Raw genomic sequence first — 26,101 nt, forward strand, 5'->3', positions numbered from 1 at the left:
GATGGCGGACTGTCAATCAACAATGATGTTGAATGTTCAGCCGTCATCGCTGGCAGGCTAGCTCCCACAGGGATTGCTGTTAAGCCGACAACCGGGTCAACAGCACTTCGGCCCGGCCTTGCTGCCGTAACGAGCTTCCTGGCGCTCCCGGAAGAACACCTCGTAACTCATCACCGGCTTGTCCGCGTGTTTGCTCTGCATGTGCTCGACGTAGTTGTCGTAGTCGGGCATGCCGACCATCAGGCGCGCGGCCTGACCGAGGTATTTACCGAGGCGACTCAGGTCATTGAACATGTTCGCAATCCTCGATCAAGCGTCCGGTATGGCCTGGAATGGCGCTTCTTTATCCGTGCGTTCCTTGGTACCCCAGGCGGCGATACCGACCTTGAGGGCAAAGAACAGGATGCTGAAGACTACGAACAGGAACAGCGCAGTCAGCGTTGCGTTGGTGTACGCGTTGTAGATCACGTGCTGCATCTGCTCGATGCTTTTGGCCGGGGCAAGCACCTGACCGTTGGCCAGTGCATCGCTGTATTTCCTGGCCAGCGCGAGGAAACCGATGGCCGGATTGGCATCGAACAGCTTGATGAAGCCTGCGGTAACGGTGCAGATCAGCAGCCACACCGCCGGCAGCATGGTGACCCAGACGTAGCGTTGGCGTTTCATTTTGATCAGTACGACGGTCGCCAACATCAGCGCGATACCAGCCAGCATCTGGTTGGAGATACCGAACAGCGGCCACAAGGTGTTGATGCCGCCCAGCGGATCGATCACGCCCTGGTACAACAGGTAACCCCACATCGCCACACAACCGGCGGTGGCGATCAGGTTGGCGGTCCAGGAATCAGTACGCTTCAGCGCCGGCACGAAGGAGCCGAGCAAGTCCTGCAGCATGAAGCGTCCGGCACGGGTGCCGGCGTCCACCGCGGTCAGGATGAACAGCGCTTCGAACAGGATCGCGAAGTGGTACCAGAACGCCATGGTGTTTTCACCCGGCAAAATGTTGTGCAGGATCTGCGCGATACCGACTGCCAGGGTCGGAGCACCGCCGGCGCGGGCCAGGATGGTGGTTTCACCGATGTCCTTGGCCACCGCTTGCAGGGCTTCCGGGGTAATCAGGAAACCCCAGCTGCTGACGGTCTGCGCAACCGACACAGCGTCGGCGCCGACAATGGCTGCTGGGCTGTTCATGGCGAAGTACACGCCCGGCTCGATTACCGAAGCGGCGACCATCGCCATGATGGCCACGAAGGATTCCATCAGCATGCCGCCGTAACCGATGTAGCGAGCATGACCCTCACTCGCCAGCAACTTCGGCGTGGTGCCGGAAGCAATCAGCGCATGGAAACCCGACACCGCGCCACAGGCGATGGTGATGAACAGGAACGGGAACAGACCGCCCTTCCATACCGGCCCGGTGCCGTCGATGAATTGGGTCAATGCCGGCATTTTCAGGTCAGGCATGGTGATCAGGATGCCGATCGCCAACGCAATGATGGTGCCGATTTTCAGGAACGTGGAGAGGTAGTCACGCGGTGCCAGGATCAGCCACACCGGCAGTACCGCAGCAACGAAACCGTAGCCGATCAACATCCAGGTGATCTGGATGCCCGTGAAAGTGAAGGCCTTGGCCCAGACCGGATCGGCAGCAATCTGCCCACCGAGCCAGATCGAACCGAGCAGCAGCAATACGCCGATGACGGAGATTTCACCGATACGACCCGGACGGATGTAGCGCATGTAAATGCCCATGAACATCGCGATCGGGATGGTCGCCATCACCGTGAAAATGCCCCACGGGCTTTCGGCCAGGGCTTTGACCACGATCAGCGCCAGCACCGCGAGGATGATGATCATGATCAGGAAGCAGCCAAACAGCGCGATGGTGCCGGGGATGCGGCCCATTTCTTCACGGACCATATCGCCCAGGGAGCGGCCATTGCGGCGGGTGGACATGAACAGGACCATGAAGTCCTGAACCGCACCGGCCAGCACCACGCCGGCAATCAGCCACAGCGTGCCGGGCAAGTAGCCCATCTGCGCCGCCAGAACCGGACCGACCAGCGGACCTGCGCCGGCGATGGCCGCGAAGTGGTGACCGAACAGTACGTGTTTGTTGGTCGGTACGTAGTCCAGACCATCGTTATTGAGGACAGCGGGGGTGGCTCGATTGGGGTCGAGTTGCATCACCTTGTTGGCGATGAACAGGCTGTAGTAGCGATAAGCAACGAGGTAGATGGCGACGGCTGCGACTACGATCCAGAGGGCGTTGATCGCTTCGCCGCGGCGCAGGGCCACGACACTCAGCGCAAACGCTCCCAGAACAGCCACGGCAAACCAGGCGAGGTGTTTAGCCAGACGGGGCATAGCGTGTCTCCTGCCGACAGCCAGTGACTGCGGCGGTAATTTTTATAATTGTGTCCGCTGTGCGGAGCTGGCCCAATATCCGCGCATGCCGTCCACAAATAAATCCGCGTTACTACGTACGCGATCTCTACGTAGTTCTACGTAGAGACCACTGATCTCGCAGCTGAAATGCAATACCCCTGTGGGAGCCAGCCTGCTGGCTCCCACAGGGGTTTGTGTTTTCAACTCGCTGACTTCCCAACCACAGGTCATTCCGTCCAGCAGCGCTACTGGACGCGCATCTCTTTGGCATATGATGCCCGCCTTCGCCTAATGCCGTCCCTGTAGGAGCGAGCTTGCTCGCGATGGACTCAAGAACAACGCGTAAATCCAGCCAATACGCGTTTTCATTGACGACCTTCGCGAGCAAGCTCGCTCCTACAAAGTCCTCAGGAGCCCAGATGCAGCTCAAACACAAAATCGTCGCGCTCGGGATTCTGCCGCTGGTGCTGGCGATCGCAGTCATCTGTGCGCTGGTGATTTCCCTGAACCGTCAACTGGGCGATCAACAGGCGCAGCTGATCGAAGACAGCATTCTGGCCAGCAAGCGCGCCGAACTGAAAAACTACGTGGAAATGGCCCAGAGCCTGATCGCGCCGCTGTACGACGACGGCCACGGTGACGCGCGCGCCCAGCAGCAAGTGCTGGAAGAACTGCGCAAGCTCAGCTTCGGCATCAATGGCTACTTCTTCGTGTACGACCGCGAGGGTCGCAGCCTGATGCACGCGCGGCAATCGGATCTGGTGGGTCAGTATCTGTGGGACATGAAAGACCCGCACGGCCTGCCGGTGATCCAGGCCTTGCTCAAGAGCGCGCAATCCGGCGAAGGTTTTCAGCGCTACGCCTGGAACAAACCCTCCTCTGGCGAGGTGACCGACAAACTTGCCTACGTGGTGATGCTGGATCGCTGGGGCTGGATGCTCGGCACCGGCATCTACCTTGAAGACGTTGAACGCGCCACTCAGCAGGCCCGCGACGAAGTGGCGATGGGCATTCGCAAAACCATGCTGGCGATTGCCGCCGTAGCGCTCGTGGCCGTGCTGTTCGTGTTTGCCAGCGGCATGACCCTGAATGTCAGCGAACACCGTCTGGCCGACAAAAAACTGCAACGCCTGACCCAGCGCATCGTCAGTTTGCAAGAGGAAGAACGCTCGCGGGTTTCCCGAGAGTTGCACGACGGCATCAGTCAGGTCCTGGTCTCCATCAAGTTCCAGTTCGAACTGGCCAGCCATGTCCTGGAGAATGGACAGGACAAAGGCTTGAGTATTTTGAGAGAGGCCACGGAGCGGCTGGGAGACGCGATTGGCGAGGTTCGCAGCCTCTCCCACGACCTGCGCTCCTCCTTGCTCGACACCCTGGGCCTGTCCGCGGCTATCGGTCAACTTGCCGAGGAATTCGAGCAGCGCAGCGGGCTGACGGTGACCTACAACGATAACGAATTCGACTGCCACCTGGTCGATGGCGCGGCGGTCTCTCTGTTCCGCATCGTCCAGGAAGGCCTGACCAATATTGAACGCCATGCACAGGCGAAAAACGTTTCCATCAACCTGCACGGGTCTGAAGAATCCATACGGCTGACGGTGGTCGATGACGGTGTCGGCTTCAACGTCGCCCAGGTCGAACGGCGTCATGCCGGGATTGGCCTGCGCAATATCCGTGAACGTGTCGAGCATTTTGGCGGTCGATTCGACCTGATCTCGATGCCGGGAAGAAGTGAGCTGGACGTGCTGCTGCCGATGAAAATGCCCGGCGCAAAACGCTGACCTGACAATAAGAGTGAATACTCGTGATGAACCTGCCCTCCCCGATCCGCGTCGCCCTGGTCGACGATCACTCTTTGGTCCGCGACGGGATCAAGGCGCTGCTGTCTGTCATGGCCCCGCTGGAAGTGGTCGGCGAAGCCGAGAATGGCGCGGACGCCATCGAGATGGTCGGGCGCTGTCAGCCGGATCTGTTGCTGGTCGATATCAGCCTCAAAGACATGAACGGCCTGGAGCTGACCCGGTTGCTGCGCAGCCAGTACCCGTCGCTCAAAGTGCTGGTGCTGAGCATGTACGACAATTACGAATACGTGAGTGAGTCCGTTCGCTCAGGTGCCAGCGGCTATGTGCTGAAGAATGCGCCGTCACGGGAAATCATTGCGGCTATCGAAGCCATTGCCAGCGGCGGGACGTTCTACAGCGCTGAAATCGCCCAGCGGCTCATCGCCGATAAAAGTACCGACAACGAGCTGACGCCCCGTGAAAGTCAGGTGCTGTACAAAATGGCGCAAGGGATGAACAACAAGGAAATGGCCCGCGACCTGGACATCAGCGTGCGCACCGTAGAAACCCATCGCCTGAGCATCCGCCGCAAACTCAACATCGACAAACCGGCGGCGCTGGTGAAATACGCGATCGATCACGGGATCATTTCGCCGTAAACCACGCAAACACCACCGACACACCTACTTGCCGGAGACCGCTGTGCCGCCCTTGACCGCCCGTGAGATTTACCAGCTGTTGCGTGATGCCGCTCTGGAGGTTCGCCCGCTGCGACTATCGGGCGAACCGGCCGAGCCCGGCGTGGTGCAGGTCGATATCGAGGGCTGGCGCCTGACCCTCGATGTCGACGGCACCCACCTGCGCCACTGCCAGCATTGCCAGAGCCCGGATGGCCGCGAGAGCAGCTTCGACAGTTGGCAACGTTACGGCACCGACCCGGTGAGTTTGCTCAGCGGCTGGGAGCAGGCACAGATCGAGCGTTTGCTGAGCGCATTCAAAAGCGCGGTTTAAGCGCTTTCCAGTCCGGTTTGTAGCGCTGCATCTGTTTCACGTCATCGCGCTGACGAATGCCGCAGGTCAAGTATTGATCATGCAACTTGCCGAGCTGATCCTGATCCAGTTCCAGGCCCAGCCCGGGTGCGCGGGTGATTTTCACGCAGCCATCGACAATCGGCAGCTTGCCACCCTTGATCACTTCTTCATCCGGCTCCTGCCACGGGTAATGGGTGTCGCAGGCGTAATCCAGATTGGGCACCGCCGCCGCCACATGCGCCATCGCCATCAGGCTGATGCCCAGGTGCGAGTTGGAATGCATCGACACGCCGAGACCAAAGGTGTCGCACATTTTCGCCAGCGCCTGAGTGTCACGCAGACCACCCCAGTAATGGTGATCGGCGAGGACGATCTGCACGCTGTTCAACGCCACGCTACGGCGGAACTCGTCGAAATCGGTGACCACCATGTTGGTCGCCAGCGGCAAACCGGTGCGTTTGTGCAGCTCGGCCATGCCGTCGAGGCCCGGCGTCGGGTCTTCGTAATATTGCAGGTCATCGCCCAGCAGCTCGGCCATGCGAATCGAGGTTTCCAGTGACCAGTTGCCGTTCGGGTCGATGCGCAGCGGATAGCCGGGGAAGGCTTTTTTCAGCGCCTTGATGCACGACACTTCATGCTCCGGCGGCAACGTGCCGGCCTTGAGCTTGATGCTCTTGAAGCCGTAAGCCTCGATCATCCGCCGCGCCTGGGCGACGATCTGCTCTTCGTTCAGCGCCTCGCCCCAATTGTCTGGCTTGTAGGGTGAATCGACGTGTTGCGCGTACTTGAAAAACAGGTAGGCGCTGAACGGAATCTCATCGCGGATCGCCCCGCCCAACAGGTCCACCAACGGCACGTTCAACGAATGTGCCTGCAAATCCAGGAACGCCACTTCGAACGCCGAATACGCGTTGCTCACCGCTTTGCTGGCATGTGAGCCCGGCGCCAGTTCGGCACCGGCAATGCTCGCGGGTTTGTTCGCCGCCACGGTGGCCTGGACGATGCGGCGCAGTTGATTGAGGTTGAACGGGTCGAGGCCGATCAGTTGCGATTGCAGTTGTTGCTGGATCAACAGCGCCGGCGCATCGCCGTAACTTTCACCGAGGCCGATGTAGCCATTGTCGCTTTCGATTTCGATGATCGAGCGCAGCGCGAAAGGCTCGTGAATCCCGCTGGCATTGAGCAGCGGCGGATCACGGAAAGCGATGGGGGTGACGGTGACTCGTTTGATTTTCAAGAGGCTGCTCCCTTTGGATCAGGTTTCAAAGCGGGGTGACTTAAAGAGGTGGGCGCTGCTGCGGTATCGACCGGTTTCCCCTTCAGCACGTTGTGTGCATCGCCCCGCGGTGCCGTGCGGGCAAAGAAGATCACCACCGCCGCTACCAATGAAGTAGCTGCCAGACCGTAGAGGCCACCTTCGATGGATCCGGTTTTTTGCTCGAGTAAACCGAAGGCCGTCGGCGCCACAAAACCGCCCAGGTTGCCGATAGAGTTAATCAACGCGATCACTGCCGCCGCGATGCGTGCGTCCAGATAGCCTTGGGGAATCGGCCAGAACAACGCCGAGGCAGCCTTGAAGCCAATGGCCGCAAAACAGATGGCTACAAAGGCGAAAATCGGCCCGCCCGTGGTGGACATGAACATGCCGAACGCAGCAATCACCAAGGTCAACGCAACCCAGGCCTGCTGGTGTTTCCATTTGCTGGCCATGGCGGCGAAGGCATACATCGCGACGATGGAAATGATCCACGGAATCGAGTTGAACAGGCCGACCTGGAAGTCGCCGAGGTTGCCCATTTTCTTGATCATGCTTGGCAGCCAGAAGGTGGCGCCGTAGATAGTCAGGGCGATGGAAAAATAGATGAAGCAGAACAGCGCAATCTGCTTGTCAGCCAGCAATCTGAACATCGACGGCTTCACTGTCTGCGTGGCTTCGCGGGCCCGCTGCTCCAGCGCGATGGCGCTCACCAGTGCGTCCTTTTCTTCCGTGTTCAGCCAGTTCGCCTCACGCGGATGGGACTGCAACCAGAACCAGACAAACCCGCAGAGCACGATCGAGGCAAAGCCTTCGATCAGGAACATCCACTGCCAGCCGTGCAGGCTGAAACCACTGACGTTCAGCAATGCACCGGAGACTGGCCCGGAAATCACCGAGGCAATGGCCGAGCCACTGAGGAAGATCGCCATGGCCTTGCCGCGTTCGGTCGACGGCAGCCATTGGGTGAAGTAGTAAATGATGCCGGGGAAGAAACCCGCCTCGGCTGCGCCGAGAATGAAACGCAGCACATAAAAGCTGGTTTCGCCGCGCACGAACGCCATGGCCATGGCCGCCGCGCCCCAGGTGAACATGATGCGCGTCAGCCAGGCGCGGGCGCCGTAGCGTTGCAGCAGCATGTTGGAGGGGACTTCGAAGATTGCGTAACCGATGAAGAACAGCCCGGCGCCCAGGCCATAGGCGGCGGCGCCGATGCCCAGGTCAGTTTCCATGTGGCTGCGCACGAAGCCGATGTTGACCCGGTCGATGTAGTTGACGATGAACATCACCACGAACAGCGGCAGCACGTGGCGCTTGACCTTGGCCGCTGCGCGGGCGAGCACAGTCGGGTCCGGCGGACTCTGGAGGGTATTCAAGGGGCGACTCCCGTTCATTGTTTTTTTAGGGACGGGCCGATCATGGACGCGGACATTGATCCCGTCTAATCTAACTTGGCATTCGATTGATACCTGGATTAGATCAATGTTCGAACTGACGCAATTGCGCTGCTTCACCACGGTGGCGACCGAGCTCAATTTCCGCCGCGCCGCCGAACGGTTGAATATGACCCAGCCGCCGCTCAGCCGGCAGATTCAACTGTTGGAGCACCATCTGGGCGTCGAGCTGTTCACCCGCACCACCCGCAGCGTCGCCCTGACCGCCGCCGGCCGCGCGTTCTTTATCGAAGCGCAGAACCTGCTGGAGCGCGCCCAACAAGCCGCCGCCACCGCACGACGCTTCGCCGAAGGCGATATCGGCACGGTGAACATCAGTTTCGTCGGCAGTGCGGTGTACGAATTCCTGCCCAAGGTGATTGCCGAAGCGCGGCTCAAACAACCGCAGGTGAAAATCGACCTGTCGGAAATGAACACCTACCAGCAGCACGAAGCCTTGCGTGCCCGCCGTATCGATCTGGGCATCGTCCGTGCGCCATTGCTGGAGCCGGGTTACGCCACCGAATGCCTGGTGCGCGAGCCGTTTGTCCTCGCTGTGCCCAGCAACCACCGGCTGGCCAGCGCTGAAATCGTGTCGGTCAACGACCTCGATGCCCAACCGTTTCTCATGTACTCCCACGCCGCCTACCCGCCGTTCAACGAACTGCTGACCGGGATGCTGCGCTCGGCCCGCGTCGCCCCGGAATACGTGCAATGGCTCGGCTCGTCGCTGACGATTCTGGCGCTGGTCAACGCCGGCATGGGGTTGGCGCTGGTGCCGCGTTGCGCCAGCAGTGTGGTGTTCAAGAATGTGGTGTTTCGCGATATCGACCTGGGCGAAGGGGTGCAGAGCGAGTTGCATCTGATCTGGCGGGAGAACAATGACAACCCGGCGTTTGCGATGTTGCTGGAGGGGATTCGCACGGCGGTGCGGGAGGGTTGGGGCTCCTAAGTGGTAGAACAGCCCCATGCGAGAGCGAGCCTGCTCTCCCGCATGGGTTTGGGAGTGCAACAAAATGGAAGACCGCCCCACACTCTGGCTCGATCAGAGGTACTCGACATTCCCGTCAATGCTGATCGCCTGGCCCGTGATGTTCACCGCCGCGCGGGAGGACAAAAACAGCGCCATTGCGGCGACGTCTTCCATTGTCACCATCCGGCGCAGGGAGATTTTTTCCAGGTACTGGTCGCGCATCGACTCGAAACTGATACCCAGTGTCCGGGCCCTGGCCTCAATAACCCGGTCCATGCGCTCGCCTTCCACCACACCCGGCAAAATGGCGTTCACCCGGATATTGTGTGGTCCCAGTTCTCCGGCCAGTGACTTCATCAGCCCGATTATTGCCCATTTGGTGGAGGCATAAGGTGTCCTGAACGGATACCCGAGCCGGCCGGCCACGGATGACATGGCAATGATGTGCGGGTTTTGGGCGGATTTCTTCAGATAAGGCACTGCTTTGCTCAGGAAGTAGTACTGACTGTTCAGGTTGGTCGCAATGGTTTGTTCCCAGGCATCCTCGTCCAGTGCTTCGATGGTGCCGGTCGGGCCTGCAATACCGGCATTGTTCACTAAGACATCGACGCCACCGAGCAGCGCGATCGCCTCATCCATGGCCCGGTCGACGTGCTGTTTGATACCGACATCGACAACGCCGCCGTGCATCCCGGGGAACTCGAGTTTCATGCGATCCACGGCACTGGCATTGATATCGCAAATGTAAACGTGGGCACCCACCTCATGAAACGCTCGGGCGATGACGGCGCCGATGCCCGCGGCCCCACCGCTGATCACCACTTTCAGGTTCGCCGGCGGCGCCAACAAATCTACAATCTTCATGACCCTCTCCTCTTATTCCATGACCGGTTCGGCAGCAAGGGGACTCACCTCGCTGTTGATCGCTTTTGCCAGCAGCGGCACCAGCAGCAGGCCCAGCACCGCGGCGCCGACAATCACATAAAAACCGGATGAACTTAAGCCCGTCGCCTTTTCTGCAAGCCCGAACAGGTAAGGTCCGGCAAAACCGCCCAACAACCCAATGGTATTGATGAATGCCAATCCCGCTGCCGCCTGGATGCCCTGTAAACGCTTCATGGCGATGGCCCAGTAGATCGGCAGCACGCCGCCCGCGAAAAAGGCGGTGGCGGTAAACAGTGCGATACGGACCGATGCATCATCAATCAAGGTAAACGCCACCGAACTGGCGATCAGACCACAGGTGAACAGCCCAAGGCAGTAGCAGTCCCGGGCAATCTTGCGGTGGATTCTGGGGAGGACCAACACCCCCGCCAGAAAACCGATCCCGACACTGCTCGACAGCAGGCCGACAGTCAGCGGCGACGTGATCTGCATCTGCTGGATGATCGACGGGGTAAAGAACACCAGCCCGACGAATGCCACCTGGTTCAGGAAGTAAATCAACCCGATCAGAATCGTCGTGGGTCGCTTCAGCGCCTTCACCCAATGGCCAGAGAACTCATGAGAATCCGCATGGCCTGGCAGCAGTGCATGGGCCTCCAGGGACTCTGCTTCCGCCTTGGTCAACCAGCGTGCATCGCGTGGACGCTCCGGCAGTTTGAACCACAAGATCACCCCGACAATGATGCTCGGCAAGCCTTCGAGCAGAAACATCCATTGCCAGCCGTGCAGGCCGCCGATGCCGTCCATTTTCATCAGTGCCCCGCCGATAGGGTTGCCAATTACCAGTGCCAGCGCGGGTGCAATGTAGATCCAGCCGATGGCAATCGCACGGTCCTTGGGCGCAAACCACAGCGTTACCATGTACATCAGCGCGGGGAACAGACCGGCTTCGGCAATGCCCAGCAGCACACGAAGCAGATAGAAGGACCACTCGCCCTGGACAAACATCATGGCCGAGGACAAGGCGCCCCAGGTCACCGCGATCCGGGCGATCCAGCGACGCGGCCCGATCCGGTGGGCCAGCAGGTTGCTGGGCACCTCCAACAGCGCATACCCCAGAAAGAATATCCCCGCGCCCAGGCCGTAAGCGGCGGCGCTGATTCCCAGGTCGGCGCTCAGCGCGGCTTTGGCCAGTGCAACGTTGGTGCGGTCCAGGTAAGACATGAAGTAAATGGCGCACATCAGCGGGATGAGCCGGGCCATCGCTCGCCGGGTGGCAAGCCAGTGCGTCTGCGCGGTGCTGAGCATGATTGTCATGGTGGAGCCTCTTTTTGTTATTTTTTTTCGGGTTCAGGCAGCGTGTTTACAGGTGGACATTGTGTTTGCCTTTGAGGCCGAGCATCTGCCGAGCTTCTTGCGGCGTGGCGATCTCGAACGACAGTTCTTCGAGGATGTGGCGGATTTTCCTGACTTGCTCGGCATTGGTCTTTGCCTTCACACCTTTCGCCAGGTAGATGCTGTCTTCCAGGCCCACACGCACGTTGCCGCCCATGATGGCGCCCATCGTCACGAAGGACAGTTGGTGCCGCCCGGCGCCTAAAATCGAGAATTCGTAGTTTTCACGGCCGAACAGACGGTCAGCGGTGGCGCGCATGATGGTCAGGTTTTCCGGGTCGGCACCCAGGCCACCCAGAATGCCGAAGCATGACTGAATGAAGAACGGCGGTTTGACCAGGCCCTGTTCCACGAAGAACGCCAGGTTGTAGAGATGGCCCACGTCATAGCATTCGAACTCGAACCGTGTGCCGTATTCACCGAGTTCCAACATGATGTCCTTGATGTCTTTGAAGGTATTTTTGAAAACGACGTCTTCCATGCCCTCGATGTGATCCTTTTCCCAAGCGTGACGCCAGGTGGAAATCCTGTTGGCGATCGGGTGGATCGAAAAGTTCATCGACCCCATGTTCAACGAGCAGAGTTCCGGCTTGGCAATCAGCGGATAAGCGAGCCGTTGCGCCAGGGTCATCCGGGTGCTACCTCCCGTTGTGATGTTGATGATGGCGTCCGTTGCCCGGGCAATGGCAGGCACAAACTGGCTGAATACCACAGGGTCCGGCGTTGGCCGACCGTCCCCGGGATCACGGGCATGCAAGTGCAGGACTGCTGCACCCTCCTCCGCCGCTTCGATCGATTGTTCCTCAATCTCGGACGGTGTCAGCGGCAAGTATTCGGACATCGACGGCGTGTGTGTCGCGCCGGTAATCGCGCATGAAATTATGACTTTGCGGTTCAGTGAGCTCATTGGGATAACCTGAATTGTTAGGGGTCTGACAGGCGCGACAGGGACGAATGCACTCGCGACCGCTTCTTGTGGGACCGAGCTTATTGAATTTTCGGGGCGATGGTAAGATCCTTAACGGACACCAATGAATCTCTAAGGGACACCTTCAGGAGTTGCCCGAATGCCGCCGAAAATGCCGCTATTCAACGAACGTATCTATGCGCCTTACAAAATTGCGGCACTGGTTGAAGTCCTCAGTGAACAAGGCATCGCACCGGCAGACAGCCTCAAGGGCAGCGGAGTGGACGAAGACAAAATCTACGACGCGACGGCGCTCACTTCGGTCCGTCAGTACGCCGCGGTTTGCAGCAATGCAGTGTCGCTGTCGAAAGATCCGGCGACCCCCTTCAAGACCGGTTCCCGACTGCATCTTTCGGCCTATGGCATGTATGGCTATGCATTAATGTCCTGCCTGTCCCTGCGGGACTATTTCAGGCTAGGCGTGAAGTACCACTCCCTCGCCACACCGACGCTGACGATTGAATGGCATGAATATGAAGACGAGGCCGTGTGGACGTTCCCTGATGCGTCCAACCCGGTGCCCTCCATGGAAATCAAACAATTCCTGATCGAGCAGCAATTCACCCAGCACGTCACCCACCTTCAGGATGTATTTGGTCGCACGTGCCCGCCGACAAAGGCCTGTTTTTCCTACCCGGCACCCGCCCATGCGGATATTTATGAGCAATACCTGGGCTGCCCATGCATCTTCGATCACGAACAGTGTGAGTTGCACTACGACAGTTCGATCCTCGATCAAAAGCCTCATCTGGCCCACCGGCTGACAGCGACAGTGCTGCAGGACACCTGCGACCGCCTGATCGGCCAGGCCAAGGTATCCACGGGCATCTCGGGAGAGGTGTATCAGATGATGATGCAGACACCGGGAGCGTTTCCGGACATGGAAACGGTGGCTGAAAAGCTGCACATGACCACCCGCAGCCTGCGCCGCAAACTGCAGGAAGAGGACACCTCGTTTGTGGCAATTACCGATGACGTGCGCTGCTCGCTTGCGATCGAATACCTGAAGACCACCATCATGAGCACCGACGATATTGCGCTGCTGCTGGGCTTTTCGGAGCCGACGAACTTTCGGCGCGCGTTCAAGCGCTGGACCGGCAAAACCACAAAAGACTATCGCCAGGGCTGAAGTTGATGGTCGTCGTTGCCGACTGACCATCAACTGCACATGGCCTAAGTCACAGGATTGAAAGCGGATAGCTGACGATCAGCCGATTTTCATTGAAGTCTGCCAGACTGAAATCGCGCTTGATCACCGAGTTGCGCCAGCGAATGGACAGGTTCCTCAGCGAGCCGCTCTGCACAACATAAGTGAACTCGGATTCACGGCCCCACTCCTTGCCGTCAGTCACGCCACCGGAGTGGACATCCGAACCGTTGATGTAGCGGTTCATCATCGTCAGGCCTGGTACGCCCAATGCGGCGAAATCAAAATCATGCCGCAACTGCCAGGAGCGTTCATCGGCGAAGTCGTAACTGTTGCTGAAGCTGTCGTTCGCCAGGGTTGCGCCACTTGTACCGTTGAGGCGCATCCAGTTATCGCCCACCACTTTTTGCAGGCCGATGTAAAACGTGCTGGCCTGATACCGGGCCGACAACAATGCGGAATAGGTTTTGTTATCCAGTTCCCCTGCCCGTTTCCCGCCGTCGTCCTCGCCACTGAAATAACCCAGATTTGCACCTAACAACCATTGGCCAACAGGTTGCGAGTGCGTCAGATTGAAATAGCGTTGATGGTAGATATCTTCCAACTGCGCATACCACGCACCGACCTGGGTTTGATTGTTATTGAAGGCGTATTCCACACCCGAAAAGTTGAAGCGATCCGACGTTAAACCCGGCCGATTGAACATCGACATCCGCTCCATGCTCGCATCATTGCGCGGACTGTTGCCGCGAAACTGTCCGCCATAAAACGTGAAGTTCTCCAGGTCTTTCGAGGTTATTTGTGCGCCGCGAAATGTTTGCGGGAGAGAACGGCCGTCATCGGAGCGGATCACCGGCAGTGCAACCACCCATTCACCGATGCGCGCCTGGGTCTTGCCCACGCGTATTTTTGCCGCGACCGCCAGGCGTCCGAAATCATCTGCCGGCCGCCCGTCATCGTGCACCGGAAGAAGTTGTGTGTTGGTGGTGCCTTTACCGCCATCCAGCTTTTGCGAATAGAGGCCCAGCGCATCAACGCCGAACCCGACCGTTCCCGATGTAAAACCGGAACGGGCATCCATGATCACACTCTGCGTCCACTCCTGTGCTTTGGCTTGAGGATAGGCGTGCTCGGTGAAGTTGCGGTTGATGTAATAGTTTCTCAAATTGGCGCTGACCTTGGCGTCCTCGATAAAACCCTCTGCAAAAGAAGCAGCGGGAATCAGCGAAACACTCAATACAAGAAACTTCAATGAAGTTGAAACAGCCTTGGCATTGACCCGGGCGCAATATCGCATATGAACTCTCTTTTATTTTTATGTAAGAGCGAGACTGTTTTATGCAAAACCCGGTGGCCTTATCCAAGGCGTAACTCCACGCCTGGCGAACGTCGTTTATTGACGCCGCCAAAACCGTCACCCACTGTTTTGCACGAGGCGATACTAACGATATTGCGCCCTAACCATAAGATCCGTAACAGACATGATGAGATCTTAAAGGGACAACCTTCTCGATTCAGACTGACATTCAACTTTCATTCCGGGCGTCTCACTACCCTCACCTTTCCACTGCCACCCCCGCCGCAAAAAAACTGATCACTGCCATCGGATTCAAGTCCCGATACACCGATACCGGCCGGCAACCTGACACTTTGCAGCACCTCCCCGGTTTTCGGATCGACGCGACGCAGTTCGCTCTCGTCGCCTTCCCACGTCCCATGCCAAAGCTGCCCCTCCACCCAGGTCACCCCGGTAACGAAGCGGTTGGACTCGATCGTGCGCAAAATCGCGCCGGTCTCGGGATCGAGCTGGTGAATTTTCCGGTCGCGATACCGCCCCACCCACAGCGTGCCTTCAGCCCACGTCAGCCCGGAATCATTGCCGCCGCCCGGTGCGGGAATGGTATTGAGCACCTTGCCGGTCTGCGGGTCGATTTTCTGGATGCGGTCGGCGGCGATCTGGAACAGGTGCTGGCCATCGAACGCCGTACCCGCATCCGCGGTGACATCGATTGAACGCAAGGTCTTGCCGCTTTGCGGGTCGAGGGCGATGAGTTTTTCGCCACTGGCAAACCAGACGCGCTCACCGTCCCAGGTCACGCCATGCACGCTGTCGACGCCGGTGAACGGGCCATATTCACGGAGGATTTCTGCGCTTGAGTGTTTCATTTCGGTTTCCTCATCATGGGTTCGTGAGGTCCATCCTAGTCACTCGGCAGGGGCGCCGGGAGTAACAAGGTCGTCGCGAAACCCGGCATCGGCGGGGTCATCCAGCACCGCGCACGTCCACGCCCGAATGACTGCACCTTGCCGGCTGCGGCCAGTGCGTCGAGCGAGCGCTGGACGGTACGCTGACTGGTGCCGAGGGCCAACGCCAGCGCTGAACTCGACCAGGATTCGCCATCGGCAAGGAAGGCAAACAGCGCCGCATACTGCTCTTCAACCGGCTGCGCCAGCACCACGACGTCGGATGAAACCAGTGCGACCAGCGCAAACCCGTGCCGGGTGGCGATGACGCCGGCCAAGGGTTTCAGCGCCGCGCGCAGGCGCCCGACCTCGACGCGAAGACGTGCCCGGTGGGACTCGTCCGAGAGCTTCAGGCGGAACGCCCGGCGGATCAGTGTTTCCCGCGACACATCGCCCGGCCAGGCTTCGGCCAATGCGCGAGCGAGGGTAAACAACACGGGCCGCGTGGCGAGGGACACTGACATGCCGGCGCCGCGCACAACATAGCGGCAGGCGTCGACCACCAGCGAGGTTGAACCGAGCAAGGCTTCAACTTCCTCCAGCAGCAAAGGCCGTTCTTCGCCATGGGCAATCAGGCGCGCTGCCGGGGTGTCGAGCACGAGGCATGCGTTTTCGACTTCTGCCGTCAGGGCCGGAATTGCCGCCTCACGCGCAGCATGCCCGGCTCTTGTCAGCGCATGCCGTGCCGTTTGCGTTTGCAGTCGCCGGATGGCAATCCCGGCCACCACCAACGCATGGGCAGCACGCAGCGCCGGCGGTAACGGTGCGGGGTCCAGCGCGGCCAGCAGCACATCCGCCTCATCGAGCCGCCCGATCAGCAGCAACCGACGAATCTGCAAATACCGCGCATGGGCCGCGTTGACCCGGTCACTGTGCGCCTCCAGCTCGATCCGCGCCGCCTCCAGGGCTTTCACCGGCCAACCGAGGTCCCGCGAAGCCAGGGCGATCTCGGCCTCGGCCACTACGCACCGCGCTCGCGCCAACGTCTCCTTTGGCCCGAATGCACGCGCCGCACTTTTCACCAGCGCCCTCGCCCGAACCAGATCGCCGAGCTGCGCCATCGCAATGCCGCGCAACGCGAGCGCTGGCGCATCGTCACGCAACGCGATCCGGTCCAGCGCACCCAGCGGATCCCCTGCTGCCAGCGCCCGCGCTGCGGCGGTGATCAACGAGTCCATCTGAATTGCGCCATGCGGGTCACTCCCACCGGTAGATGTGGAAGTCAGTCTAGTTCACGACCGGGGTTGATCGGAGCGCCGTGGTGTTTGCACGGACAGTATCGCTGGCAGGCCAGCTCCCACAGGGGACCGCGTAAACCTGTGGGAGCTGGCCTGCCAGCGATGAGGCCCTCATGCCTGCCGAAAATGCCAGCCCTCAGTTCGGGTCGAGCAAGCCACCGTTCCAGTGGCGTGAGGTTCGGCTGCCAGTGAGTTTCGCCACCACCATGCCTTGTGAAACCAGGCGGTCGCGATAGCGCGTGACCATGCGTCCCGCTTGTTCCGCATGCAGCACCACCTCTGAAGAAGGATCACCCGGACGTCCCAGGATGCGGGCAAAGCGCTGCCCTTCCTCGACAAAGTCACCCAGGTTTTTTTCGAAAATCAGCACGCCTGGCTGCGGTGCGAGGATGGTTTTAAAGAGGCCGCATGCAGACGGCCTGCTGATCTTGAAAACGCAAAAAAGCCCCGCCTCTTAAAGAGGACGGGGCTTTCTTTGCTCGCCGATCAATCGGCGTTCAGCAGCACCGAGTCGTGCAGCTGCGCTTGCCGTAGCGCGCTTCCTGACGTTCACGGAAGAACGCCGAATAACTCATGACCGGCTCGCCGGGATGGTTCAGCGCCATCTGCGCCACATAGTTGTCGTAATCCGGAACGCCCACCATCAGGCGCGTGCTTTGGCTGAGGAGCCTGGCGGCATGCTGCAGTTTACGGAACATGGCAGAAATCTCTTTGTGGTGTGGGGACGGTCCCATGAAACCGTACTTATGTATCTGCAATGTGTCCGAGCGACGGGGATTTGTATGATCAAGTAGACGCCTGCTACAACACCCGCCGACGGTAGTCCGCCAGGACATGTTTATGACACCGACGTCCTTGGCATCGCCAATGTCGGGCATTCGCACTTCATGCACATGCTTCATACGCGTTTCATGAACATTCGACTCGAACGGAAGCCCGGTTTCAGGCTTCCCAAGGCACGACGGCGTCAACCTCAATGGCGTATCGCGCAATCGCCTCGGCACACACACTGGCGTCAAGGTGACATTCCTGAACCAGTGACGTCAGCGCGCTCAAGACGATCTGATGGCGATCCACCTCGAAAAACGCGCGCAGCCTGCCGCGGGTGTCACTGCGACCGAAACCGTCGGTGCCGAGCACGGTGTAACGCGCCGGCAGATAACTCGCGATCAACTGGGGCAAGGCGCGCACGTAATCGGTACAGGCAATGATCGGCGCCGCGTCGTTGAGCGATTCCTGAACGTGGCTGCGCCGCGCCGGTTGTCCGGGATGCAGGCGATTCCAGCGCTCCACTTCGCGGGCCTCGCGGGCCAGTTCGACGAAACTGGTGACGCTCCACACTTCACTGTCGATGTTCCAGTCGCTGGCCAGCAACTCGGCTGCCGCGATCACTTCAAGCAGGATCGCGCCGGAGCCCAGCAACTGGACGCTGCCCCGTGCATCCTCGACTTCGTGTCGGGCGAACAGGTACATGCCTTTGATAATCGCCTGTTCGACACCGTCGGGAAGGTTGGGCTGCGGGTAGTTTTCGTTCATCAGCGTGACGTAATAGAACTCGTCGACCTGGCGCTCCAGCATCTGGCGCATGCCGTGATCGAGGATCACCGCAAACTCACCGGCGAACGCCGGATCGTAGGCACGGCAGTTGGGCACCATCGCTGCCATCAGGTGGCTGTTACCGTCCTGGTGCTGCAAGCCTTCGCCGCCCAGCGTGGTGCGACCCGCCGTGGCGCCAAGCAGGAACCCGCGTGCCCGTTGGTCAGCCGCCGCCCAGATCAGGTCGCCGACGCGCTGGAAGCCGAACATCGAGTAGTAAATGTAGAACGGCAGCATGGGCAGGCCATGCACCGAATAGCTGGTCGCCGCGGCGACCCAGGAACTGATCGCGCCAGCTTCACTGATGCCTTCTTCGAGAATCTGGCCATCCAGGGCTTCCCGATAACTCAGGATCGAACCGATGTCCTCCGGTTCGTAACGCTGGCCCACGCTGGAGTAGATGCCGATCTGTTTGAACAGGCTGGCCATGCCGAACGTGCGTGCCTCATCCGCCACGATCGGCACGATGCGTGGCCCCAGTTGCTTGTCCCGGAGCAATCCGCTAAGCATCCGCACGAACGCCATGGTAGTGGACATTTCCTTGCCTTCCGCGGCAATGGCGAACCCGGCGTAGCTGTTGATATCGGGCACCGCCAATGACGCCGACGTTGTCGGTCGCGACGGCATGTACCCGCCCAAGGCACGGCGACGTTCATGCAGGTAACGCATTTCGGCGCTGTCGTCGGCGGGCTTGAAGAAGCTCAGCGAGGTGGCCTGTTCATCGGTCAGCGGCAAATTGAAACGGTTACGGAAGGCGATCAAGGCCTCCTTGTCGAGTTTCTTCTGCTGGTGCACGGTCATCTTGCCCTGCCCGGCGTCGCCCATGCCGAAGCCTTTCTTGGTCTGCGCCAGAATCACCGTGGGCTTTCTGCCCTCACGCATCGCGCTGTGGTAGGCGGCAAAAATCTTCACCACGTCGTGGCCACCGCGCTTGAGGCGGTCGATCTGTTCATCGGTCAGGCCCTGGGCGAGATGCGCCAGGGCTTCATTCTGGCCAAAGAACTGATCGCGGTTGAAGCGCCCGTCTTTGGCGGCAAAGGTCTGGAACTGGCCGTCGACCGTGGCGGACAAGGCCTTGACCAGCGCGCCGTCGTGATCCCGGGCAAACAGGCCGTCCCAGTCGGAACCCCAGACCAGTTTGATGACGTTCCAGCCGGCCCCACCGAACAGCGCCTCCAATTCATCGATGATGCGACCGTTGCCCCGCACCGGACCGTCCAGCCGCTGAAGGTTGCAGTTGACCACCCACACCAGATTATCCAGCCCTTCACGCGCCGCCAGCGTCAGGGCCGACATGCTTTCCGGCTCATCCATTTCACCGTCGCCAAACACGCCCCAGACGGTGCGCCCGGCGGTGTCTTGCAAGCCGCGGTGCTCCAGGTATCGCATGAAGCGCGCCTGGTAGATCGAGCTGATCGGGCCGATGCCCATCGAGCCGGTCGGGAACTGCCAGAAGTCCGGCATCAACCACGGGTGCGGGTAACTCGAGAGGCCTCGGGCACCCTGGGCGCGCGCACCGATCTCTTGTCGATAATGCTGCAGGTCCTTTTCCTCGAGGCGACCTTCCAGAAAGGCCCGTGCATAAACGCCCGGCGCGGAGTGCGGCTGATAAAACACCAGATCTCCGCCGCTGCTTTCGGTACGCGCCTTGAAGAAGTGGTTGAAGCCCACCTCGAACAAGTCCGCAGCGCTGGCATAACTGGCGATGTGACCACCGAGTTCCCCATAGGCCTGGTTGGCCCGGGCCACCATGACCAGCGCATTCCAGCGCATGATCGAGGCCAGGCGTTCTTCCATCGCCAGATCGCCCGGAAACACCGGCTGCTGCTCAACGCAGATGGTATTGATGTAGGGCGTGCCATGGCGCGGCCGCCAGTTCATCTCGGCAGTGCTGGCCAGCGCCACCAGCATGTCCATGATCTGCGCGGCTTGCCCGGCGCCGCCATGGGCGATGACCGAGAGCAAGGCATCCCGCCATTCAGCGATTTCCTGGGCATCTTCAGCGGTCTGGCCCGGCAATTGGGCATGAATGTCGGACGGGTTCATGGGCAACTCCTGCAGGTGTCGGGAAACACTTCAAGGTGGCGCGAATGGCTGGCTCGGGCGAGGCTTTTGACGTGCTCCATCGCCTCGAGGATGGAACGCTCCGCCGAGACGACATTCGCCGTCTCGACATGGATCATCGCAACATTGTCAAAACAGCTGAAGCCTTGGTGGATCAAGTCAATATGATCGCTTTCAAGTCCGGACGCGATGACGACAATACGCGTGCAACTTGAAGGCTCGCGCATCCATTTCATGGCTTTGCGACAGTCGGCAGTTTGGCTCATAGGCTTCGCCTTTCTTGTTTGGGGGTGGCTGATTGCTAAATGCCGCAGCGTTCCTGCAGCACGCTTTTCGCCAGGCTCCGGGTGGCCGATAGAACCGCTTCCACCTGTCGGTCCATCGCCGCGTTGGAGGACGCTACTTCTCCCAGTTCGACGACGCGCAACGGGTGACCACAGACAGAGCCCAGCCAGGCCAGGCCAGGGGCCGCGCCGACTTCGACGTCCAGTAAAAAGCTGCCTTTGGAAACGTAGCGCAGCAATTGACTGGCGTCACACGCGTCGACCCGCGGCGACTGTTCGGGGTTGAACCCGACCCGCAACCAGTCGAGCATCAATTCCCGGGATTGCTTGACGGCCAGATAAGCCACCTGATCCCAGTCATCGATCGCCATGTGCAGCTTGTCGATCATGTATTTGGGCAAAGCGGCGCTGGTGACGATGACCACCCCGGCCTCCGCCGACGGTTCCTTGATCCAGACTGCGGATTGCGATGTCACATGCATGGCGTTACTCCCAGCGGTTGAACGGTCCCTTCCCACAGTTTTTTTCAGCCGTTGCGGAACAGGAAACTGTAGGCATTCAGCGCCGGTACCCCGCCCAGGTGCGCGTACAGCACTTTCGAGCCTTCAGGGAATTCCCCACGGCGGACCATTTCAATCATCCCGTGCATGGATTTGCCCTCATACACCGGGTCAGTCAGCACGCCTTCAAGACGCCCGCACAGACGAATGGCTTCCAGCGTGCCATCGTTCGGCAAACCGTATTCCGGATAGGCGAAGCGCGTGTCGAGCACCACATCCTCTTCGGTGATTTCGCGACCCAGCTCCACCAGTTCGGCGGTGTGCCGGGCGATACGCAGGATCTGCGCCCTGGTCTTTTCCGGTTTGGCCGAGGCGTCGATGCCAATGACGTTTTTCGAACGACCGTCGGCGGCAAACCCGACCACCATGCCCGCCTGGGTACTGCCGGTCACGGAGCACACGACGATGTAGTCGAATTTGAAGCCCAGTACCTGTTCCTGCTGCCGGACTTCCTCGGCGAAACCGACGAAGCCGAGGCCGCCATAAGGATGCTCGGAACAACCCGCCGGAATCGGGAACGGCTTGCCGCCCCGCTCCACCACGTCGCTCATGGCCTTCTCCCAGCTGGGCCGAATGCCGATGTCGAACCCGGCGGCGTCCAGTCGTACGTCGGCGCCCATGATGCGAGACATTTCGATATTGCCGACCCGGTCATACACGGCGTCGGAGTAGTTCACCCAGTTTTCCTGGACCAGCACACACTTCATGCCCAGGTGGGCAGCGACGGCCGCGACCTGACGGGTCTGGTTCGACTGGATACCACCGATGGACACCAGGGTGTCGCAGCCCTGTTCGATCGCTTCGGGAATGAGGTATTCGAGCTTGCGCGTCTTGTTGCCGCCGAAGGCCAGGCCACTGTTGCAGTCTTCACGTTTGGCATACAACTCGACCTTGCCGCCCAGGTGTTCACTGAGACGTTTCAAGGGCGTGATGGGAGAAGGACCGAAGGTCAGCGGATAACGTTTGAAGCGATTCAGGTTCATGACTTTGCTCCTTGATTATTGGATATCCAAGCGCCAGACCGAAAGACAAAAAAACGGCATTTCCAGGCTGTTTCAGGCGACTTCGATGAGTTCAATATTAAGAACAAAGCGAAAAATATGTGTTGCAAGTTTCAATCCATTAAAGAAACATCAATCAATATTTATTACTTCAAACAGACTTTTATTGTGCGGAAATGACTATGAGCGCAACAAATAATCACAAGAAGCCCGGCACTCCAGGTGCGGAGCCGCTCACGCTGGACCGGACCGACCGCGCCATTCTCAAGACCCTGCAGCGAGACGCCTCCATCTCCAATGTGGCGCTCGCCGAGAAGGTGAAACTGAGCGCCCCCGCCTGCCTGCGGCGAGTCGAACGCCTCAAGCAGGCGGGCCTGATCAAGGGCATTGTCGCGCTGCTGGACAACGACGCGCTGGACGCGGGAATGGTGGTGTTGATCGGCGTGGTGCTGGACCGCTCGACGCCGGAATCCTTCGCCGCCTTCGAAGCCGCGGCACAGAAAGTGTCCGGGTGTATGGAGTGCCATGTGGTGACGGGGGAATTCGACTACTTCATGTTGATCCGCACCAAGGACAGCAACAGCTTCAACCGGCTGCACGCCGAGCAGTTGCTTTACCTGCCGGGGGTTCGGCAGATTCGCTCTTTCATGGGGTTGCGCCAGGTGTTGTCGACCACACACATCCCCATTTGAGGGTCATATCAATCCGAGCGTCAGCGCCTTCAGTGTCGCGGCCGCACGGGTCGTGCACTGCAATTTGCGGAACACACTCTCGACATGGGTGCGCACCGTGCTCGGGCTGATGCCGAGCTGGCGCGCCACCTCCTTGTTGCTGCCGCCCATGCTGATGCGTTGCAGGATTTGCGTCTCGCGGTCGCTCAGCAGGCTGGCATTTCCCCTGGGTGCGACGACGCTCTCGCCGCGAGCCGCCGCGATGACCGCCTGACAGGCCTGGGGGTCGAAACGCCCCCGCGCGGCTTCGTCGAGCAAGAGTCGCTCGGCGTCACTGTCGCTGAAGGCCGCACGCCACGGCCGGTCGCCACGTAATGCCTGCCAGACCAGCGTGGCCGCCAGCAAACGCTGTTCGGCGGGCAAGGCATCGCCCTCAAGGCCACGGAAGTAGCCACTGCCATCCAGTCGTTCATAGGCATTCGCCGCCAGCCGACCCGGCGCCGTCAGTTCGGGAATCTGGCCGCAGGTGCGCGACGTCCAGTAAGGCACCAGCCGGACCTGTTCGAGATCACCGTCCAGCAATACGCCCGGCGTGTTCCAGATTCGGTTGGGCACCGCCGCCCGGCCGACGCCATGAATCAGCGCGGCTTTCGCGGCCTGGTCAGCCGACTGGTCCGACAAGCCCCACAACCTCGCGGCCTCCCTGACCAGTTCGGCCGACCGGCGTGAGTAGCCCGCCAACCAAGGCAGCTTGAGGTCGATCACATCCCCGACCAGCGTCAGCGCAACCTGCCCCTCGCTTCGATGCGGTTGCGAACGAACGTCATGCGGCACGCGCAACGATTCCAGCCAGTCTTTGGCATTGAGCGCGAGTTCGGCGGCCAGCGATGCCGGGTAGCGACGATCGCCCTTGGTCGCGATCCACTCCAGTGCCGCCTCCAGTCCGTGAACCCGGGAGAGGATTTCCAGATCACCGGCCAGCAACACTTGATAGACCACCTCAGGCACCTCGGGATGGCGCAAGCCAAAGGGTTTGCCTTCACCGTCGAACTGCTCGAACACATGTCGCAGCCCATGTTCGACCGGTGCGCTCAGGCCCAGCGTGTGTGCGATATCGCCCGACACCTCGCAATGCACCACGGCCAACGGCGCCGATTTGCGCATCGCGCGCAAGCCTGCCGCGCCCAGTGTCTGGCTGAGCATGGCGTTGCGGCCTTCGACGTCATCGCCCAGCAAACGGGTAAAACCCTCGGCATTGGCCGTACACCCTGACCAACGCAGCAAGGCCACTTGCCGTGCGACCTCAGTGTGTTCACCGGCACCGTGGCACGACTGCGCGAGCAACTGCACCAGGCGAGCCGTACGGCGTGACTGGTCGAAGGGCTGGCCCATACTCAAATCGCCGACCATGGACAACGCCAGGATCGCACTCTCCAGCTCGATGCCGTCACTCTCGCGCATGACTCTCCCCTTTCTTCGAATGATGTTTGGCCTGCCTCGGATAAACGACCGATACCGGACCGCCCCCGTATTCCTGAAACTGCGTCACACCAACCACAGGAGTTCCAACCATGTTCAAACCCAAGGCTATCGCCCTCGCACTCGCCATGACCACTTCATTGTTCGCCGTCGGCAGCCAGGCCGCCGCCCCGCAACCGTCGGTGGTGATCGTACACGGAGCTTTCGCCGACGGCTCCGACTGGGGCAAGGTTGTTCCGCTGCTACAGGCCGAAGGCATCAAGGTTACCGTGGTGCAAAACCCGCTGACTTCCCTGGCCGATGACGTTGCGGCCACGCAGCGCGTGTTGAACAATCAGGACAACGGCGTTGTGCTGGTCGGGCACTCCTGGGGCGGTACAGTCATCAGTCAGGCCGGTACTGACCAGAAAGTCCGTGGCCTGGTGTACGTCGCTGCGTTCGCCCCGGATGCGGGCCAGGCCAGTAAGGATCTGGGCAAAGACTTCCCGGCGCCGCCCGGCGTGAAAGACATCGCCGCTGATAAAAACGGCTTTCTCTACATGACCCCCCAAGGCATGGCCACCGGCTTCGCCCAGGATCTTCCCGCCGCACAGACCGCCGTCATGGCCGCCACGCAGGGACCGATTCGTGCCTCGGCATTCGACGACAAAACCAGCGTCGCTGCCTGGAAAGGCAAACCGACCTGGTACGTCGTTGCTCGCGACGACCGCATGATCCAACCGGATCTGCAGCGTGCGTTTGCCAAGAAATTGAAAGCGCAGGTCACCGAAGTCCAGGCCAGTCATGTGCCGCAGCAGTCGCGTCCGGCCGACGTGGCCAAGGTCATCATCCAGGCGGTGCACGAGACTCAGGACAAGACCGCGGAAGTGACGGATGCAACCCAGCAGTCTCATGGGCCGCAAAACACCAGGAACGGGGTTTGAGCAGGCCACTTTGACGCACAAAAAAGCCGCGAATATCGCGGCTTTCTCGTTCTCAGCGTGCAGTTTTTTCCAGCGTCCAGCCCAGCACATCCAAGGCATCACAGCCGTCCTGGACGAGCATGTGTGCGGCGTTGGCGAAATGTTCCAGGTCATGACCCTCGGCTTCTCTGACGCAAAGGCAGGAAACACTGTTGAGCAGATTACGCGCAGCTTTTAGTCGGTGGACGGCGGTTTCAAGAAGATCGGAAGCGCGGGCTTCGGTGTCGATGTACAGCGTCGGGCCGACGCTGAAGTTGCCTTGGAGCGGGTGGAATTTAGGCATGGCGTGAATCTCATCTGATAAGTGAAGCTCCCACCCTTTCGCGGCTAAACGAATTTGGGTGGTAGCTATGCGCGGGTTAGCCGACCGGACAGATGAACCCGGCACACCCGAAGGTGTCCCACGCACAGCCACCATAGACATGTAGATTCTAGGCAGCAAAAAACGCCGCGATTATACGGGCGCTTGTGCATCATCTGATACGACCGGCTAAAGTCGATCACCGATTCGTCGGCGACGGGCGAACTATAGGCGAGCCTTAAGCGAAGAAAAACCCGGTTTATGCGTCTCGGAGACGTCCTACACCTTTCTCGTAAATGCCTCGTTCCTCGATTTTTCTCCCTCGTGGATAGATCAAACTTCTTTTAGAACGTCACGGACCGGCCAGTGCACAAAATCCACAAGATGCCCTCGTCGAACAAAAAAAAGGCGCGTACCTCGCGGCGCGCGCCTTCTATCATCTGCT

Annotated in this window: 24 protein-coding genes and 1 pseudogene; 7 read left to right on the top strand and 18 right to left on the bottom strand. The window is 59.9% G+C overall.

Annotation, left to right across the window (positions count from 1 at the left end; genetic code table 11):
- Positions 1-96: 96 nt before the first annotated feature.
- The gene (locus tag ACM6I5_RS14855; protein WP_414884140.1) at positions 97-294 is read right to left on the bottom strand and encodes a YbdD/YjiX family protein; all 198 of its coding nucleotides are present in this window, start codon (positions 292-294) and stop codon (positions 97-99) included.
- Between the two features lie 15 nt (positions 295-309).
- Positions 310-2,367 (bottom strand): carbon starvation CstA family protein, encoded by a 2,058-nt coding sequence (locus ACM6I5_RS14860; protein ID WP_017339264.1) that lies wholly within the window; start codon positions 2,365-2,367, stop codon positions 310-312.
- A 440-nt stretch (positions 2,368-2,807) separates the two neighbouring features.
- Between ACM6I5_RS14860 and ACM6I5_RS14865 the strand changes: the two genes are divergently transcribed.
- Genes ACM6I5_RS14865 through ACM6I5_RS14875 form a run of 3 tightly spaced genes read left to right on the top strand, consistent with a single transcriptional unit; the run spans position 2,808 to position 5,180 of the window.
- Entirely contained in the window at positions 2,808-4,169 is a 1,362-nt protein-coding gene (locus ACM6I5_RS14865) for a cache domain-containing protein (RefSeq protein WP_414879821.1), read from the top strand.
- 26 nt (positions 4,170-4,195) lie between these two features.
- Positions 4,196-4,828 carry a response regulator gene (locus tag ACM6I5_RS14870; protein WP_017339266.1) on the top strand — a complete coding sequence of 211 codons (633 nt, stop codon included), beginning with the start codon at positions 4,196-4,198 and terminating at the stop codon, positions 4,826-4,828.
- A gap of 43 nt (positions 4,829-4,871) precedes the next feature.
- Positions 4,872-5,180 (top strand): hypothetical protein, encoded by a 309-nt coding sequence (locus ACM6I5_RS14875; protein ID WP_414884141.1) that lies wholly within the window; start codon positions 4,872-4,874, stop codon positions 5,178-5,180.
- Here ACM6I5_RS14875 and ACM6I5_RS14880 read toward each other — a convergent pair.
- Both ACM6I5_RS14880 and ACM6I5_RS14885 read right to left on the bottom strand, forming a co-directional pair.
- A complete protein-coding gene (locus ACM6I5_RS14880) occupies positions 5,164-6,438 on the bottom strand; it encodes a glucarate dehydratase family protein (RefSeq protein ID WP_017339268.1) in 1,275 nt (424 codons plus the stop codon). The genes ACM6I5_RS14875 and ACM6I5_RS14880 overlap by 17 nt on opposite strands.
- Positions 6,435-7,832, bottom strand: a complete 1,398-nt coding sequence (locus tag ACM6I5_RS14885) for an MFS transporter (RefSeq protein ID WP_414884142.1) — start codon at positions 7,830-7,832, stop codon at positions 6,435-6,437. The genes ACM6I5_RS14880 and ACM6I5_RS14885 overlap by 4 nt, the downstream gene beginning before the upstream one ends.
- Before the next feature lie 106 nt (positions 7,833-7,938).
- Here ACM6I5_RS14885 and ACM6I5_RS14890 point away from each other — a divergent pair, with 106 nt between their 5' ends.
- Positions 7,939-8,841: a LysR substrate-binding domain-containing protein gene (locus ACM6I5_RS14890; protein ID WP_414884143.1), complete on the top strand. Its 903-nt coding sequence runs from the start codon at positions 7,939-7,941 to the stop codon at positions 8,839-8,841.
- A 93-nt stretch (positions 8,842-8,934) separates the two neighbouring features.
- Here ACM6I5_RS14890 and ACM6I5_RS14895 read toward each other — a convergent pair whose 3' ends face one another.
- Genes ACM6I5_RS14895 through ACM6I5_RS14905 form a run of 3 tightly spaced genes read right to left on the bottom strand, consistent with a single transcriptional unit; the run spans position 8,935 to position 12,049 of the window.
- The gene (locus ACM6I5_RS14895; protein WP_414884144.1) at positions 8,935-9,726 is read right to left on the bottom strand and encodes an SDR family oxidoreductase; all 792 of its coding nucleotides are present in this window, start codon (positions 9,724-9,726) and stop codon (positions 8,935-8,937) included.
- A 12-nt stretch (positions 9,727-9,738) separates the two neighbouring features.
- Positions 9,739-11,064, bottom strand: coding sequence for an MFS transporter (locus ACM6I5_RS14900; RefSeq protein WP_414884145.1), 1,326 nt, complete (start codon positions 11,062-11,064; stop codon positions 9,739-9,741).
- A gap of 46 nt (positions 11,065-11,110) precedes the next feature.
- Positions 11,111-12,049 (bottom strand): 3-keto-5-aminohexanoate cleavage protein, encoded by a 939-nt coding sequence (locus ACM6I5_RS14905; RefSeq protein WP_414884146.1) that lies wholly within the window; start codon positions 12,047-12,049, stop codon positions 11,111-11,113.
- A 160-nt stretch (positions 12,050-12,209) separates the two neighbouring features.
- Here ACM6I5_RS14905 and ACM6I5_RS14910 point away from each other — a divergent pair, with 160 nt between their 5' ends.
- Positions 12,210-13,238 (top strand): AraC family transcriptional regulator, encoded by a 1,029-nt coding sequence (locus tag ACM6I5_RS14910; protein WP_414884147.1) that lies wholly within the window; start codon positions 12,210-12,212, stop codon positions 13,236-13,238.
- Between the two features lie 49 nt (positions 13,239-13,287).
- Here ACM6I5_RS14910 and ACM6I5_RS14915 read toward each other — a convergent pair whose 3' ends face one another.
- From ACM6I5_RS14915 to ACM6I5_RS14955, 9 genes and pseudogenes are all read right to left on the bottom strand, one after another.
- On the bottom strand, positions 13,288-14,553 hold the full coding sequence (locus ACM6I5_RS14915; RefSeq protein ID WP_414884148.1) for an OprD family porin: 1,266 nt from the start codon (positions 14,551-14,553) through the stop codon (positions 13,288-13,290).
- Between the two features lie 236 nt (positions 14,554-14,789).
- Positions 14,790-15,422, bottom strand: coding sequence for a glutaminyl-peptide cyclotransferase (locus ACM6I5_RS14920; RefSeq protein WP_414884149.1), 633 nt, complete (start codon positions 15,420-15,422; stop codon positions 14,790-14,792).
- A 35-nt stretch (positions 15,423-15,457) separates the two neighbouring features.
- Entirely contained in the window at positions 15,458-16,678 is a 1,221-nt protein-coding gene (locus ACM6I5_RS14925) for a helix-turn-helix domain-containing protein (protein ID WP_414884150.1), read from the bottom strand.
- 196 nt (positions 16,679-16,874) lie between these two features.
- Positions 16,875-17,144: pseudogene (locus ACM6I5_RS14930) on the bottom strand (succinylglutamate desuccinylase); the annotation flags it as partial.
- A 91-nt stretch (positions 17,145-17,235) separates the two neighbouring features.
- Positions 17,236-17,436 (bottom strand): YbdD/YjiX family protein, encoded by a 201-nt coding sequence (locus ACM6I5_RS14935; RefSeq protein ID WP_145314662.1) that lies wholly within the window; start codon positions 17,434-17,436, stop codon positions 17,236-17,238.
- 244 nt (positions 17,437-17,680) lie between these two features.
- Positions 17,681-20,380 (bottom strand): alpha-ketoglutarate dehydrogenase, encoded by a 2,700-nt coding sequence (gene mdeB / locus ACM6I5_RS14940; protein WP_414884151.1) that lies wholly within the window; start codon positions 20,378-20,380, stop codon positions 17,681-17,683.
- A complete protein-coding gene (locus ACM6I5_RS14945; RefSeq protein WP_080995133.1) occupies positions 20,377-20,664 on the bottom strand; it encodes a hypothetical protein in 288 nt (95 codons plus the stop codon). The genes mdeB and ACM6I5_RS14945 overlap by 4 nt, the downstream gene beginning before the upstream one ends.
- Before the next feature lie 35 nt (positions 20,665-20,699).
- Entirely contained in the window at positions 20,700-21,164 is a 465-nt protein-coding gene (locus ACM6I5_RS14950) for a transketolase (RefSeq protein WP_414884152.1), read from the bottom strand.
- A 44-nt stretch (positions 21,165-21,208) separates the two neighbouring features.
- A complete protein-coding gene (locus ACM6I5_RS14955; RefSeq protein ID WP_414884153.1) occupies positions 21,209-22,225 on the bottom strand; it encodes a 1-aminocyclopropane-1-carboxylate deaminase in 1,017 nt (338 codons plus the stop codon).
- 200 nt (positions 22,226-22,425) lie between these two features.
- On the opposite strand from ACM6I5_RS14955, the gene ACM6I5_RS14960 reads away from it, so the two are divergent.
- Complete coding sequence (locus tag ACM6I5_RS14960) at positions 22,426-22,935, top strand: Lrp/AsnC family transcriptional regulator (RefSeq protein WP_017339281.1); 510 nt, start codon at positions 22,426-22,428, stop codon at positions 22,933-22,935.
- 3 nt (positions 22,936-22,938) lie between these two features.
- On the opposite strand, the gene ACM6I5_RS14965 is transcribed toward ACM6I5_RS14960, so the two are convergent.
- Positions 22,939-24,375, bottom strand: coding sequence for an HD domain-containing phosphohydrolase (locus ACM6I5_RS14965; protein ID WP_414884154.1), 1,437 nt, complete (start codon positions 24,373-24,375; stop codon positions 22,939-22,941).
- Between the two features lie 110 nt (positions 24,376-24,485).
- Between ACM6I5_RS14965 and ACM6I5_RS14970 the strand changes: the two genes are divergently transcribed.
- On the top strand, positions 24,486-25,316 hold the full coding sequence (locus tag ACM6I5_RS14970; protein WP_017339283.1) for an alpha/beta hydrolase: 831 nt from the start codon (positions 24,486-24,488) through the stop codon (positions 25,314-25,316).
- 52 nt (positions 25,317-25,368) lie between these two features.
- Here ACM6I5_RS14970 and ACM6I5_RS14975 read toward each other — a convergent pair whose 3' ends face one another.
- Complete coding sequence (locus ACM6I5_RS14975) at positions 25,369-25,638, bottom strand: hypothetical protein (protein WP_253428777.1); 270 nt, start codon at positions 25,636-25,638, stop codon at positions 25,369-25,371.
- Between the last annotated feature and the right edge of the window lie 463 nt (positions 25,639-26,101).

The sequence above is a fragment of the Pseudomonas sp. IT-P171 genome, assembly GCF_949767765.1.
GTDB lineage: Bacteria > Pseudomonadota > Gammaproteobacteria > Pseudomonadales > Pseudomonadaceae > Aquipseudomonas > Aquipseudomonas fluorescens_B.

What these genes read in the sequence shown, in the direction of transcription:
- ACM6I5_RS14855 (WP_414884140.1), bottom strand. Translation starts at nt 294, where the DNA reads ATGTTCAATGACCTGAGTCGCCTCGGTAAATACCTCGGTCAGGCCGCG.
- ACM6I5_RS14860 (WP_017339264.1), bottom strand. Translation starts at nt 2,367, where the DNA reads ATGCCCCGTCTGGCTAAACACCTCGCCTGGTTTGCCGTGGCTGTTCTG.
- ACM6I5_RS14865 (WP_414879821.1), top strand. Translation starts at nt 2,808, where the DNA reads ATGCAGCTCAAACACAAAATCGTCGCGCTCGGGATTCTGCCGCTGGTG.
- ACM6I5_RS14870 (WP_017339266.1), top strand. Translation starts at nt 4,196, where the DNA reads ATGAACCTGCCCTCCCCGATCCGCGTCGCCCTGGTCGACGATCACTCT.
- ACM6I5_RS14890 (WP_414884143.1), top strand. Translation starts at nt 7,939, where the DNA reads ATGTTCGAACTGACGCAATTGCGCTGCTTCACCACGGTGGCGACCGAG.
- ACM6I5_RS14895 (WP_414884144.1), bottom strand. Translation starts at nt 9,726, where the DNA reads ATGAAGATTGTAGATTTGTTGGCGCCGCCGGCGAACCTGAAAGTGGTG.
- ACM6I5_RS14900 (WP_414884145.1), bottom strand. Translation starts at nt 11,064, where the DNA reads ATGACAATCATGCTCAGCACCGCGCAGACGCACTGGCTTGCCACCCGG.
- ACM6I5_RS14905 (WP_414884146.1), bottom strand. Translation starts at nt 12,049, where the DNA reads ATGAGCTCACTGAACCGCAAAGTCATAATTTCATGCGCGATTACCGGC.
- ACM6I5_RS14910 (WP_414884147.1), top strand. Translation starts at nt 12,210, where the DNA reads ATGCCGCCGAAAATGCCGCTATTCAACGAACGTATCTATGCGCCTTAC.
- ACM6I5_RS14915 (WP_414884148.1), bottom strand. Translation starts at nt 14,553, where the DNA reads ATGCGATATTGCGCCCGGGTCAATGCCAAGGCTGTTTCAACTTCATTG.
- ACM6I5_RS14920 (WP_414884149.1), bottom strand. Translation starts at nt 15,422, where the DNA reads ATGAAACACTCAAGCGCAGAAATCCTCCGTGAATATGGCCCGTTCACC.
- ACM6I5_RS14925 (WP_414884150.1), bottom strand. Translation starts at nt 16,678, where the DNA reads ATGGACTCGTTGATCACCGCCGCAGCGCGGGCGCTGGCAGCAGGGGAT.
- ACM6I5_RS14935 (WP_145314662.1), bottom strand. Translation starts at nt 17,436, where the DNA reads ATGTTCCGTAAACTGCAGCATGCCGCCAGGCTCCTCAGCCAAAGCACG.
- mdeB (WP_414884151.1), bottom strand. Translation starts at nt 20,380, where the DNA reads ATGAACCCGTCCGACATTCATGCCCAATTGCCGGGCCAGACCGCTGAA.
- ACM6I5_RS14945 (WP_080995133.1), bottom strand. Translation starts at nt 20,664, where the DNA reads ATGAGCCAAACTGCCGACTGTCGCAAAGCCATGAAATGGATGCGCGAG.
- ACM6I5_RS14950 (WP_414884152.1), bottom strand. Translation starts at nt 21,164, where the DNA reads ATGCATGTGACATCGCAATCCGCAGTCTGGATCAAGGAACCGTCGGCG.
- ACM6I5_RS14955 (WP_414884153.1), bottom strand. Translation starts at nt 22,225, where the DNA reads ATGAACCTGAATCGCTTCAAACGTTATCCGCTGACCTTCGGTCCTTCT.
- ACM6I5_RS14960 (WP_017339281.1), top strand. Translation starts at nt 22,426, where the DNA reads ATGAGCGCAACAAATAATCACAAGAAGCCCGGCACTCCAGGTGCGGAG.
- ACM6I5_RS14965 (WP_414884154.1), bottom strand. Translation starts at nt 24,375, where the DNA reads ATGCGCGAGAGTGACGGCATCGAGCTGGAGAGTGCGATCCTGGCGTTG.
- ACM6I5_RS14970 (WP_017339283.1), top strand. Translation starts at nt 24,486, where the DNA reads ATGTTCAAACCCAAGGCTATCGCCCTCGCACTCGCCATGACCACTTCA.
- ACM6I5_RS14975 (WP_253428777.1), bottom strand. Translation starts at nt 25,638, where the DNA reads ATGCCTAAATTCCACCCGCTCCAAGGCAACTTCAGCGTCGGCCCGACG.